Source organism: Corynebacterium sp. HMSC05D08 (genome assembly GCF_001807215.1).
GTDB classification, from domain to species: Bacteria; Actinomycetota; Actinomycetes; order Mycobacteriales; family Mycobacteriaceae; genus Corynebacterium; species Corynebacterium striatum.
Genome location: NZ_KV788359.1, coordinates 18816 through 30449, shown reverse-complemented (window position 1 = coordinate 30449; position 11634 = coordinate 18816). Strand labels below are relative to the sequence as shown.

Here is an 11634-nt window from a genome sequence, read left to right as displayed (position 1 = left end):
ATCTTATGGCATCCATTAAGAAATATGAGACAGCTAAAGGCCATGCGTGGCGTGTGCAGTACCGCTCCCCGGATGGCAGGAACCGGAACAAGCGCGGGTTTCGCACTAAGGATGAAGCCCGAAAGTGGGCTGAGAAAAACGCCGCAAGCATCACCGACGGTGACTGGGTGAACCCTGCGGAAGGCAAGGTGCGTGTGGAGGAACTCGGCGCCCGGTGGCTGGCAATGCAGACCCATTTGAAGCCTTCAACAACGGAGCTTTATAAGCAGGTGTGGAACTCTGGTGTTAAGCCGCGGTGGGGTGGTGTGCGGGTCGGTGCTATTTTGCCGTCGCAGGTTCAGGAGTGGGTCGCGGAAATGACTTTGGATGATGTTTCTGGTTCGTGGGTTAGGCATTGTCATATGGTTCTTGCCCAGGTGTTGGATATGGCGGTTGGTGACAGGGTGTTGAAGAAGAATCCGGCGCGGGGTGTGAAGTTGCCGCGTAAGGGTAAGGCCCGGAAAGTGTTTTTGACGATGCCGCAGTTGGAGGCGTTCGCTGCGGAGTGTGGCGACCGTGAAGACTTGATCTTGTTGTTGGGTACGTCTGGTTTGCGGTGGGGTGAGGCTATTGCGTTGCGCCCGTGTGACCTCGATCCGCTGCGCGGGCGTATCAATATCACGCGGAATGCGGCGAAGGTCGGCAATGATGTTGTTCTTGGCACGCCTAAGACGCATGAGGCGCGCACGGTGGCTGTGGCGCCGCGGGTGATGGAGATGCTCATGGAGCGCGCCGCAGGGCTGGGTAAGGATGATTTGCTGTGGACTGGTAAGCGGGGCGGCTGGCTGCGGGCGCCGGGGCACAATACTTGGTTTGATGGTGCGTTGAAGCGTGTGCAGAGGAAGGATTTGTCGTTTCCTCGGGTGACGCCGCATGGTTTGCGGCATGTGGCGGCTGGGTTGTTGATTCAGGCGGGGGCTAATCCGAAGATTGTGCAGCGTCAGCTGGGGCATGCGTCGGCGGCGATGACGTTGGATCAGTATGCGGAATTGTGGGATGACGGGCTGGATGAGATCGCCAGTGTTTTGGATGGAAGTTTTTCAGATGCAGTCAAATTGCAGTCAAATGACGGTAAACGGGCTGTTGAGCAGGGCGTTTAACTAGGTTCGAGTCCTGGTGGGGAAGCTTCTTCCGGCCCTCGCCGACCATTAAAAATGCTGGTCGGTGGGGGTTTCTAGCTTCGATAATAAGGCCCAAGGCCTAAGTAGCAAAAGGGCATGCGGACGAAATCTTGAAGGATTTCCCGTCTTTCTAGGTTGAGCCGTTGCTCTTTGTAGATTTCTCCTTAACTGGCACAAATACCGCAGCCAAAGCAACAACATCGATTCCTACAAGGAATGCAGCAATCCACGTTTTGCCCAAATACGCGCACCAACCACCCAGGAGCAGCACTGCAACTACGCTGAAAGCGCCGATTAGCTGACCTCTCCTAGCAAGTTTAAATGAACCATCAACCGTTTTTCTGCGGGCATAGTTCTCCGTCTCAATCGAGTCCTGAGTCGTCGCAATCCAAGTTTCATAAACCTCGGGAGCTTTAGCCTTTAGCGACTCAGCTACATCAGGATCTGGGTAGTACTGCTTAAACTCTTGATGAGTTAAAGGAATTAGAGCTTAGACGAGAGTGCGCTCTGAAATTGTCTGTTATTTTCGCCTCGAAAACTTCAAATATTACACATCGTGCCAAGCCTAGTTTTGAAACAGATACTAAACTCTCTTGCGCGACAGCCCCGAGCCTGTAGTTAACCGCTAACGCTAAATAGGGAAAACATGCTGGAAACTCTTTACCTGCACGCCACGGCCACGGATGCCGAGCGCCTGTTGCTCTGCCTGGAAAGTCACCTGCAGGATCAGCTCACCGCAGCCACTGTGATATCCGTAGTTCTAGATATGGATCCGCAAGAAGATTTTGAAATACCACCAGAGGATTCAAGTGGCCAGTGTCAAAAGAGCAATTGTCAGGTGCGCATCGAGCTGCGGCCGACAGACGGGCAAGCGCTCACTGAAGACTACCTAGATCACCTCGGTGAACGACTGCTCGAAATCTTCTTTGCCGTAATGACGGACTTTCCGGAAGTTTGCTTCTTCAGCATCTTGGATCCTGACTAAATCATCTGCACGGCCACAATAAAGGACACTTAAGCGCTAGGAAGCCTCCGCGCTCGGCGTCGCGTACGGGCTACGGGATGAGTCCACTACTTGCCCAGCATGTACGCTATGTGACGACCCAGCAGCCTTCTCGAATACAAGCGCCGCCGGCTTGACGCGAACGTCAGGTTTTTCGCCCTTGTTCACCACAACCATCTGACCCATCATGCCCTTGTCCTCGTGCAGGAGCATGTGGCAGTGGTACATGTACGGAATGGTCTTATCCGGGAAGTAGCCCAACTCCACGAGCAGCTTGGCGGTTGCCTTGGGCGGAAGATTGACGATGTCCTTCCAGCCCATCGTCGGAACCGCGATGTCTTTGCCATCGCCATAGTCATAAGACAAGACCTTGAAACGCGAATTGTGGATGTGGAAGTTGTGCGGCCAATCGCTATTTTCGTTGGTCACAGTCCATACCTCAGGCTTGTCTTCCTCGATCACGGTGTCCACGCGGGCCATGTCCATGGTCTCACCGTTAATCATGAAGGTATTGAGCACGAACTCGCGCTCAGTCAGCCCCTCGGCCGATGGGACGTCGGCAGCCGCGGGGTCCAAGGTTTGCGGCAGAGCTGGCGCTGCAGGCGCATCCTCCCCCGGCGCGGTGATATGCAGGATGTCAAAGCTGTCCCTGAAGCCAAAGTCCGCGGAGTACTCATCTTCGGGGATGCTGAAGTTGTCCTTGCGCGGCACCGACTGCAACACCACGTCCTTGCCGGGCTCCAAGTCCACGAGGACCTCGATGCGCTCGCCTGGTCCGATGAGCAGCTCGTCGACCTCGACGGGGGCGTCGAGAAGCCCGGAGTCAGTAGCGATGACGTTAAACGGCGTCCCATTATCCAGGGCCAGCGTGTAGAAACGCATCGAAGCGCCGTTGAGCAAGCGCAGACGAACCCGGCGCGTGGTCGCGGCGAAAGAAGCATTCGTGATGCCGTTAACCACAGGGGTAGTGCCCAGGAGACCGAGCGTGCCGTCAACCTGGTGATCGAGCTGGCCGTCCTCAGTGAACTTCGCATCCATAATGACCACCGGAATGTCATCCACGCCGTACTCAGAAGGAATGTCGAGCTTATCCGATACGTCGTCGTCCAAGATAAACATGCCAGCAAGTCCGCGGTAGGCATGGGTTGCCGTGGCCATATGCGGGTGCGGGTGGTACCAAACGGTAGCCGCTGGCTGCACGATCTCCCACTGTGGCTTCCAGGTCTTGCCTACCTCAATCGGCGAGTGTGGTCCACCATCGGAATAGGCCGGAAGCTTCATTCCGTGCCAATGCACTGTGGTCATTTCCACCAGGTTGTTGGTGATTTCCGCGCGAACCTTGTCGCCCTTGTGGGCGCGCAGCGTCGGGCCGAGGAACGGGCCGTTAAAGCCCCAGGTGCGGGTGTTCTTGTTGCCCGGAATGACCTCGGAGTATCCGTCTTGGGCGGTGAGCTTGAATACTCGGGTATCGCCTTCCATCTCGCCTTTCAATACCGGCGGGATGGGAAGCGGGCGCGGTTCGGAGTCGTAACCCACCGGCGCAGGCTGATCCTTATTCGAAGAACAAGCTGCCAGCGCAGACCCCGCGACCACTGCCGTAGTAACGAGCAATCCGCCTTTGAAAAACACTCGACGCGAAAAAGCCATGTACCCCAGATTATTAAAATAGCGACGCCACCGCGCCGGATTAGGCTAAAGCGGTCCTGAATCACATACGCTTTAAACCATGTCAATCCCAGACAATGAAACTCGTCCTGCCCGCCTTTTCGCGTGGTCCAATGCGCTGCAAGGAATCGGCGACCAACTGGTGTCCGGCAAGACGGTTCTCCCCTGGCTTTTCGCACAGGTCGGAGTCCCTCACTTCTTCACCGCGCTCCTCGTCCCTATCCGCGAGTCTGGATCGATGCTGCCGCAGGCCGCACTCAGCCCCTGGGTAACCTCCCGGCCAGCGCGCAAGAAGCTGTGGGTCTGGGGCTCGCTCATCCAGGGCTGCTGTGCCGTCGTTGTTGCCGTCGCTGCAGCACTGTTCCACGGATGGCTTCTCGGTGTTGTCACCATTGCCGCATTGGCAGTGCTTTCCGTCTTTCGCGCTTTGTGTTCGCTCACCGGCAAGGACGTTCAGGGACGCACCATCTCAAAGGGCAGCCGCGGTGAGGTCACCGGCCTTGCTGCCCAAGCCACGGGCGCGGTGACGCTGCTTATCGGTTTGGTGCTCGCGGCCCTCGGCCAACTTCCACCGCTCGGGCTAGCCGCGGTCCTGGGATGCGGCGCGGCCAGCTGGTTCATCGCCGCGGCGGTCTTCCACGCCATCGATGAGCCGGTTCCAGACAATGCCCAAGACCCCAGCAAGTCGCATTGGTGGCGCGACACGTGGGGACTCTATACCGAGGATGCGGACTTCCGCCGCTTCGTCAACGTGCGTGCGCTTCTCCTCGTGACGGCATTGCCCACGACGTTCATTGTCACACTGTCTCACCAAGTCGGCAGTACTGCGCTCAGCGGTCTAGGCGGGTTCGTGCTCGCTTCCAGCCTGGCCAGCCTGGTCGGCGGCAAGATTTCCGGCATCTGGTCCGATCGATCTTCCCGGCTGGTCATGGCATGGGCCTCTGCCGCCGCATCAGTGACGTTGCTGGCAGTCGTTGCCTGCGCGCAGTGGGCCCCTCACTGGGTAACTGCGTGGGCGCTGCCGTTGGGATTCTTCCTTGTCAATCTGGCACACACGGCAATTCGCGTGGCACGCAAGACCTACATCGTGGACATCGCTGGCGGTGACAAGCGCACTTTTTATGTGGGCGCCGCTAACACCATGATGGGCGCCATCTTGCTCATGGTGGGCGGAATCTCGGCGGTGATTTCACTGGCCGGCCCAACTGCCGCGTTGCTCTTCCTCGCGGCATTGGGTTGTGTGGGCGCCTGGCGAGCCCGCATGTTGCGTGAGGTCTCGGAATAAAAGACGGCATTCTTGCCGTCGCTTGCTCCCAGTGCGCACCCCGGCGTTAAGATGTGAGGCAATACTCCCCTAAGACCCAACCACAGGAGAACGAAGAAACTCGTGGCAGATACAACTGACTGCGCCATTGTTGTTTTAGCGGCAGGCGCTGGCACCCGCATGAAGTCCGCCAAGCAAAAGACACTGCACGAAATCGGAGGGCGCCCACTCATCGGCCACGCATTACACGCTGCAGCTGGTCTTAACCCCAAGCACCTCGTTGCTGTGGTCGGTCACCAGCGCGACCAGGTCTCCCCTGCCGTCGAGGCTATTGCGGCAGAGCTCGGCCGCGAGGTCGCACAGGCTGTTCAGGAGGAGCAGAACGGCACAGGCCACGCGGTACAGTGCGGCCTTGCCCCACTCCCCGACTTCACCGGCACCGTCATCGTCACCAACGGCGACGTTCCGCTGCTGCGTCCGGAAACCATCCGCGGGCTTTACGACGCCCACGTGGCCGCCGGTAACGCAGTCACCGTTCTGTCGATGCAGCTGGATGACCCAACCGGTTACGGCCGCATCGTGCGTGACACGGACGGTTCCGTCAAGGCCATCGTCGAGCAAAAGGACGCTGCGCCTGAGCAACTGAGCATCGATGAGGTAAACTCCGGGGTTTTCGCTTTCGACGGCGCTATTTTGCGAGCCGCCCTGACCAAGCTGGATTCCAACAACGCCCAGGGCGAGCTCTACATCACCGATGTTCTGGAAATCGCCCGCACCGCCGGTCACAACGTCGGCGCGCACATTGCTGCCGACGCCGGCGAGCTGGCAGGCGTCAATGACCGCGTCCAGCTCGCCGCTGCTGGCCGCGAGCTCAACCGCCGCACCGTGGAAACCGCCATGCGCGGTGGCGCCACCATCGTGGATCCGGAAACCACCTGGATCGGCGTGGACGTGACCATCGGCTCCGACGTTCTCATCCATCCGGGCACCCAATTGTGGGGAAAGACTTCCATCGCGGACAACGCCGAGATCGGCCCTGACACCACCCTGACCGACATGACCATCGGTGAGGGCGCCAAGATCATCCGCACCCACGGTTCCGAGTCTGTGATTGGCGCTAACGCCAATGTCGGCCCGTTTACCTTCATCCGCCCGAAGACCGAGGTCGGTGAAAACGGCAAGCTCGGCGGCTTCGTCGAGGCAAAGAATGCCCAGATTGGACGCGGTTCCAAGGTTCCGCACTTGACCTACATCGGCGACGCCACCGTTGGCGAGGAGTCCAACATCGGCGCTTCCTCCGTATTCGTCAACTACGACGGTGTTAACAAGCATCACACCGTAATCGGCAGCCACGTGCGCACCGGATCTGACACGATGTTTATCGCACCAGTCAATGTCGGTGATGGCGCGTACTCGGGTGCGGGTACAGTTATCAAGGAAGATGTTCCTCCGGGAGCACTCGTGGTCTCCGGTGGCAAGCAGCGCAACATCGAAGGCTGGGTTCAAAAGAAGCGTCCGGGAACTCCGGCAGCTGAGGCTGCCGCCCGCGCACAGGACAACAACAAGTAAGGGGAATTACCGCCCATGACAGGCAAGGTAACCGGCAGCAGCAAGAACATGAAGCTCTTTTCTGGGCGTGCACACCCAGAACTGGCTGAGGCTGTGGCCAAGGAACTGAAGACGGACCTCGTTCCAACCACTGCTCGCGACTTCGCTAACGGTGAAATCTTCATCCGCTTCGAGGAATCCGTGCGTGGTGCAGACTGCTTCGTGATGCAGTCCCACACCCAGCCGCTGAACAAGTGGCTGGTGGAACAGCTCATCATGATCGATGCGCTCAAGCGTGGTTCCGCAAAGCGCATCACCGCCATCCTGCCGTTCTACCCATACGCACGCCAGGATAAGAAGCACCGTGGCCGCGAGCCGATTTCCGCTCGCCTCGTTGCTGACCTGCTGCAGGCTGCTGGCGCGGACCGCATCGTTTCCGTGGATCTGCACACCGACCAGATTCAGGGCTTCTTCGACGGCCCCGTTGATCACATGCACGCAATGCCGATCCTCGTGGACTACATCAAGTCCAAGTACTCCCTGGATAACCTCGCTGTGGTTTCCCCGGATGCTGGCCGCGTCAAGGTGGCTGAGAAGTGGGCACATGAGCTTGGCGACGCTCCACTGTCCTTCGTTCACAAGACCCGTTCCACCGAGGTTGCTAACGAGACCGTATCTAACCGCGTTGTCGGCGAGGTCGAGGGCAAGGACTGCGTCCTGCTCGACGACATGATCGATACCGGCGGAACCATCGCCGGCGCTGTCCGCGTCCTGAAGGAAGCTGGCGCGAAGTCCGTCGTTATCGCTTGTACCCACGGCGTCTTCTCCGACCCGGCTCGCGAGCGTCTGTCCGAGTGTGGTGCTGAGGAAGTCATCACCACTGACACCCTTCCGCAGTCCACTGAGGGCTGGTCCAACCTGACTGTTCTTTCGATTGCTCCGTTGCTGGCTCGTACCATCAACGAGATCTTCGAAAACGGCTCCGTAACCACGCTCTTCGAGTCGAACTAAGCGCTTAATAAGCAGCACGTAAAAGGACCGACCAGCACACAGCTGGGCGGTCTTTCCATTCCCCCCAAAAAACAGAAATAGATGACCTTGACCGATAATCTCTCAGAGGCCTTCTGCGAAGTGCGCGCGGTTTTGGAGCCTTTGCGCAACGACGCCGCGCCGCGATTATCAGTCAGCTCGGCAAACGTGAGGCTACCGATCTGCAACTACTGGCGGATGCCATCAAAGAAAACCTCCCAGGAACCCGCTTTGGCAATGAATTCTTCATTAGCAAAGCCATCGGCTGGGCGTTGCGCGATCTCTATCGCACCAATCCCACCTGAGTTTTGGGCTTCCTAGGCTCGCATGACGTCGCAAACCTCACGCGCAGAGAAGCATTGAAACACCACCGCTAAGCAACTCAATTTCGATAGTTCTGTAGTTGGCGAAGAAGAGCAGAAGTAACTTGCCTGCTCTCGGCGCTGCGTGTTAGGATTCTCGCTGTCTCGGCGAGGGCTGCCCGGAATCGGAAAGCCGTTATCGACGCGATTAGAAGTTATTTCACACGTTTTAAGCCTGCGATGACTCGACCAAGACGACCATCGGCAGGCTTTCGCCGTTTTCGAACTCGCTAAAGTCTCGCCGCACCAATCTTTGACACTAGGAGTTTTACTATGGCAAACACCCGCCCGGTATTGAAGGCAGAAGTACGTAACGAGTTCGGCAAGGGCTTCGCTCGCCGCCTGCGCGTTGCTGGCAAGGTCCCAGGCGTTGTCTACGGTCACGCCGTTGACGTTCTGCACTTCGCTGTTGACCGCATCGAGCTGACCGCACTGGTTCGCGCACACGGCGTCAACGCTGTTTTCGAGCTCGAGCTCGAGGGCGAGCAGCACCTCGTCATGGTCAAGCACGTTGACCAGAACGTTCTGACCCTGGACATCGACCACATCGACCTCCTCTCCATTAAGCGTGGCGAGAAGGTTGAGGTTGAGGTTCCGGTTACCCTCGAGGGCGAGCCGGCACCGGGCCTCATGTTCATCCAGGATGCTGACGTCCTCCTCGTTGAGGCAGACGTTCTGAACATCCCAGAGGAGATCTCCGTTTCCATCGAGGGCCTCGAGGACGGCGCTGTTGTCACCGCTGGCGACATCACCCTGCCAGAAGACACCACCCTGGTTGCAGATGCAGAGACCATCATCGCTTCTATCTCCCTGCCTGAGGTTGACGAAGAGCTCGAGGAAGCTGCTGAGGCTGCTGAGGAAGGCGGCGCTGAGGCTGGCGCTGAGTCCGCCGAAGAGACTGAAGAGTAAATCACTCTTCTCTGCGCCCGCGCTAGATTTACGTCTAGCTCGGGCGTTTCGCCGTTTTACTATGTCCTTCTCGGGGTCAAGATCCCTCGCAGCATGAGACAATAGCGCAGTGAATAGTTTTCTCATTGTTGGCCTTGGCAATCCAGGCCCCAAATACGCAGGAACACGCCACAACATCGGCTTTGACGTGGTCGATGAGATCGTGGGCCAGAACTACACAAACTTCTCAGTGCACAAGAAATCCAACACTGAGCTCGCTGAGACCCGCCTCGGTTCCGCCAAACTCGTTTTGGCCAAGCCGCGAAGCTTCATGAACCTATCCGGGGGACCAATCAAGGCCCTTCTGCAGTACTTTTCAATCAACCCTGCTCAGCTCATCGTGGTACACGATGAGCTGGAGCTTGATTTCGGCGTCGTCAAGCACCGCTTCGGCGGTGGCGATCATGGACATAACGGTCTGCGCTCCACCACCAAATCCTTGGGAACCAAGGACTACCAGCGCCTCTCGGTCGGTATTGGGCGCCCACCGGGACGTATGGACCCCGCGAGCTTTGTGCTCAAGCCTTGGTCGAAACAGGAAAACGCGGAAATCCCCATTATTTGTGCCGACGCAGCCGACGAAATTATTCGGGTAGTTCAGGAAACTCGTCTTCCTTAACGCGTAAACTATCCGCCATGAGACTTGCCACGCTACGCACCCAATACGGAACCACAGCCATTCGCGTCGACGGCCCAGGCGTCGGCGTGGGGCTCGATTTCGAGGACGTCGGCGAGCTGTTGCGCTCCGAAGATTGGCAGAAGTCGGCGCAATTGTCTGGCGAACCCATTGTCTTTCGCAATGAGGACCTCGCGCCAGTTATCCCCTCCCCTGGAAAAATCATCTGCGTTGGTGTTAATTACGCTAAACACGCGCGGGAAATGGGCCGCGAGCTTCCCACGCAGCCGACTCTGTTCATCAAGTTCCCGGAAGCCCTCACCGGGCCTTTCGATGATATTTACATTCCTGAATGGGCCACCAAGCAGCTCGATTATGAGGGCGAACTAGCCGTGGTCATTGGTACTCGTGCGCACAACGTGCCGGTTGCTGAGGCGCTCAACTACGCCGCTGGTTATGCCATCATGAATGACTACACGCTACGCGACTACCAGCGTCGTACCACTCAGTTCCACGCCGGTAAGTCCTTCTACCGCACCGCTGGTTTCGGGCCGTGGCTAACCACCGCTGATGAGTGGGCACCAGGTGGGCATGCAGCTGTGAAGACCACCGTCGATGGGGATATCCGCCAGGACGACGACACCGATGACCTCATTTTCTCTGTGGCTGAGCTCATCGCTTTTTGTTCGAAGCTCTACCCACTCAATCCCGGCGATGTGATTGTGACTGGCACCCCAGAGGGCGTGGGCTTTGCGCGCGACCCGCAAGCTTTTATCCAGGATGGGCAAAATGTACGGATTGCTATCGACGGCTTGGGAGAGATTTCCAACACCACGCATTTTGGTGAGCCCCCGGTCGGCTGCGGCGCGGAATGCACCTGCCAAGGTAGCTAGGTAACTTCCTTTCAAATCCCCTTCCCATAGCCATACCTGTTAAAACTAATACTGTTTGCGTGACCCGCACACGACTACCTTGGACTGAGTCAGCGACGCGCGGCATGCTCTGTTAACGGTGCTCAGGCTTTCCACCGCGCATCGCGGCCGCAGAGGCCGACTCAGCGCAATGCGGGGTGAGTTTCTATCCAAACCATTAAACATTTCTGCAGCTAGAGGCTAAAATTAATAGAATGAGCAAAGATAAGAAAAAGTCCCCCGCAAAGCTCGATAAGGCAGCGTACGAGGAAGAGCTCAAGCGCCTGCAAGCAGAACTCGTGGAAATGCAGCAGTGGGTAGTTGAGACCGGCGCCCGTGTTGTCATCATCATGGAAGGCCGCGACGCCGCAGGTAAGGGCTCTGCAATCAAGCGCATCACCCAGTACCTGAACCCTCGCACCTGCCGAATCGAAGCACTGCCCAAGCCCACCGACCGTGAGGCTGGCCAGTGGTACTTCCAGCGCTACATCGAAAAGCTTCCTACAGAGGGCGAGATCGTCATCTTTGACCGCTCCTGGTACAACCGCGCCGGCGTCGAGCGTGTCATGGGCTTTTGCTCCCAGCAGGAGTACGTTCGCTTCCTACACCAGGCCCCACAGCTGGAGAACATGCTCGTCGAAGATGGAATCATCCTGCTGAAGTACTGGTTCTCCGTATCTGATGAAGAGCAGATCGCACGCTTCAAGTCTCGTCGCAACGATCCGCTTCGCCGCTGGAAGCTCTCCCCTATGGATCTTCAATCCATCACCCGTTGGGAAGACTACTCCCGCGCTAAGGACGAGATGTTTGTGCATACCAATACCCCGAACGCACCGTGGTACACGGTCGAATCTGAGGACAAGAAGCGCTCGCGCATCAACGTCATCAACCACATCTTGAAGACGGTTCCTTATCAGCACGTCGAGCAAGACGTCCCAGAAGTTCCGGAGCGCCCTGATTCTTCCGGCGAGGAGTACGAGCGCCCGCCACGCGACGAGTTTGCCTACGTCCCAGACGTGGCCTCGAACCTTGAGCGCAGCAAGGTATCCGCCGCCAAGAAGTCCGGTGGAAAGAAGAAGAAAAAGAAAAAGTAGCGCCCACTGCAACTAAAAGGCCGCTGGTCCCCCT

11 protein-coding genes are annotated in these 11634 nt (G+C 57.8%); 10 read left to right on the top strand and 1 reads right to left on the bottom strand.

Annotated features, from left to right (window positions below; genetic code table 11):
• Together HMPREF3148_RS11720 and HMPREF3148_RS11715 are read left to right on the top strand one after the other, a co-directional pair.
• On the top strand, positions 1-1139 hold a 1139-nt coding region (locus tag HMPREF3148_RS11720), incomplete at its 5' end, for a tyrosine-type recombinase/integrase (RefSeq protein ID WP_246818816.1).
• 667 nt (positions 1140-1806) lie between these two features.
• The gene (locus HMPREF3148_RS11715) at positions 1807-2145 is read left to right on the top strand and encodes a hypothetical protein (protein WP_049147582.1); all 339 of its coding nucleotides are present in this window, start codon (positions 1807-1809) and stop codon (positions 2143-2145) included.
• A gap of 36 nt (positions 2146-2181) precedes the next feature.
• On the opposite strand, the gene HMPREF3148_RS11710 is transcribed toward HMPREF3148_RS11715, so the two are convergent.
• A complete protein-coding gene (locus HMPREF3148_RS11710) occupies positions 2182-3810 on the bottom strand; it encodes a multicopper oxidase family protein (protein WP_049062753.1) in 1629 nt (542 codons plus the stop codon).
• Between the two features lie 79 nt (positions 3811-3889).
• Between HMPREF3148_RS11710 and HMPREF3148_RS11705 the strand changes: the two genes are divergently transcribed.
• The 8 genes from HMPREF3148_RS11705 to ppk2 all read left to right on the top strand — a co-directional run bounded on the left by HMPREF3148_RS11705 (position 3890) and on the right by ppk2 (position 11600).
• Positions 3890-5113 (top strand): MFS transporter, encoded by a 1224-nt coding sequence (locus HMPREF3148_RS11705; RefSeq protein ID WP_070509190.1) that lies wholly within the window; start codon positions 3890-3892, stop codon positions 5111-5113.
• Positions 5114-5215: 102 nt separating this feature from the next.
• Entirely contained in the window at positions 5216-6661 is a 1446-nt protein-coding gene (gene glmU, locus HMPREF3148_RS11700) for a bifunctional UDP-N-acetylglucosamine diphosphorylase/glucosamine-1-phosphate N-acetyltransferase GlmU (protein WP_070509188.1), read from the top strand.
• Positions 6662-6676: 15 nt separating this feature from the next.
• The gene (locus HMPREF3148_RS11695) at positions 6677-7651 is read left to right on the top strand and encodes a ribose-phosphate diphosphokinase (protein WP_049062750.1); all 975 of its coding nucleotides are present in this window, start codon (positions 6677-6679) and stop codon (positions 7649-7651) included.
• 113 nt (positions 7652-7764) lie between these two features.
• Positions 7765-7974 carry a DNA alkylation repair protein gene (locus HMPREF3148_RS14280; RefSeq protein WP_080970025.1) on the top strand — a complete coding sequence of 70 codons (210 nt, stop codon included), beginning with the start codon at positions 7765-7767 and terminating at the stop codon, positions 7972-7974.
• A gap of 330 nt (positions 7975-8304) precedes the next feature.
• Positions 8305-8940, top strand: a complete 636-nt coding sequence (locus tag HMPREF3148_RS11690; RefSeq protein ID WP_005530025.1) for a 50S ribosomal protein L25/general stress protein Ctc — start codon at positions 8305-8307, stop codon at positions 8938-8940.
• A 109-nt stretch (positions 8941-9049) separates the two neighbouring features.
• Positions 9050-9598 (top strand): aminoacyl-tRNA hydrolase, encoded by a 549-nt coding sequence (pth, locus tag HMPREF3148_RS11685; protein WP_005530027.1) that lies wholly within the window; start codon positions 9050-9052, stop codon positions 9596-9598.
• A 17-nt stretch (positions 9599-9615) separates the two neighbouring features.
• A complete protein-coding gene (locus HMPREF3148_RS11680; protein WP_049152295.1) occupies positions 9616-10488 on the top strand; it encodes a fumarylacetoacetate hydrolase family protein in 873 nt (290 codons plus the stop codon).
• A gap of 233 nt (positions 10489-10721) precedes the next feature.
• Complete coding sequence (ppk2, locus tag HMPREF3148_RS11675; protein WP_005530031.1) at positions 10722-11600, top strand: polyphosphate kinase 2; 879 nt, start codon at positions 10722-10724, stop codon at positions 11598-11600.
• Positions 11601-11634 lie beyond the last annotated feature (34 nt).

Excerpts from the sequence above, each read along its gene's own strand:
- HMPREF3148_RS11715 (WP_049147582.1), top strand. The coding sequence starts at position 1,807 with ATGCTGGAAACTCTTTACCTGCACGCCACGGCCACGGATGCCGAGCGC.
- HMPREF3148_RS11710 (WP_049062753.1), bottom strand. The coding sequence starts at position 3,810 with ATGGCTTTTTCGCGTCGAGTGTTTTTCAAAGGCGGATTGCTCGTTACT.
- HMPREF3148_RS11705 (WP_070509190.1), top strand. The coding sequence starts at position 3,890 with ATGTCAATCCCAGACAATGAAACTCGTCCTGCCCGCCTTTTCGCGTGG.
- HMPREF3148_RS11695 (WP_049062750.1), top strand. The coding sequence starts at position 6,677 with ATGACAGGCAAGGTAACCGGCAGCAGCAAGAACATGAAGCTCTTTTCT.
- HMPREF3148_RS11690 (WP_005530025.1), top strand. The coding sequence starts at position 8,305 with ATGGCAAACACCCGCCCGGTATTGAAGGCAGAAGTACGTAACGAGTTC.
- HMPREF3148_RS11680 (WP_049152295.1), top strand. The coding sequence starts at position 9,616 with ATGAGACTTGCCACGCTACGCACCCAATACGGAACCACAGCCATTCGC.
- ppk2 (WP_005530031.1), top strand. The coding sequence starts at position 10,722 with ATGAGCAAAGATAAGAAAAAGTCCCCCGCAAAGCTCGATAAGGCAGCG.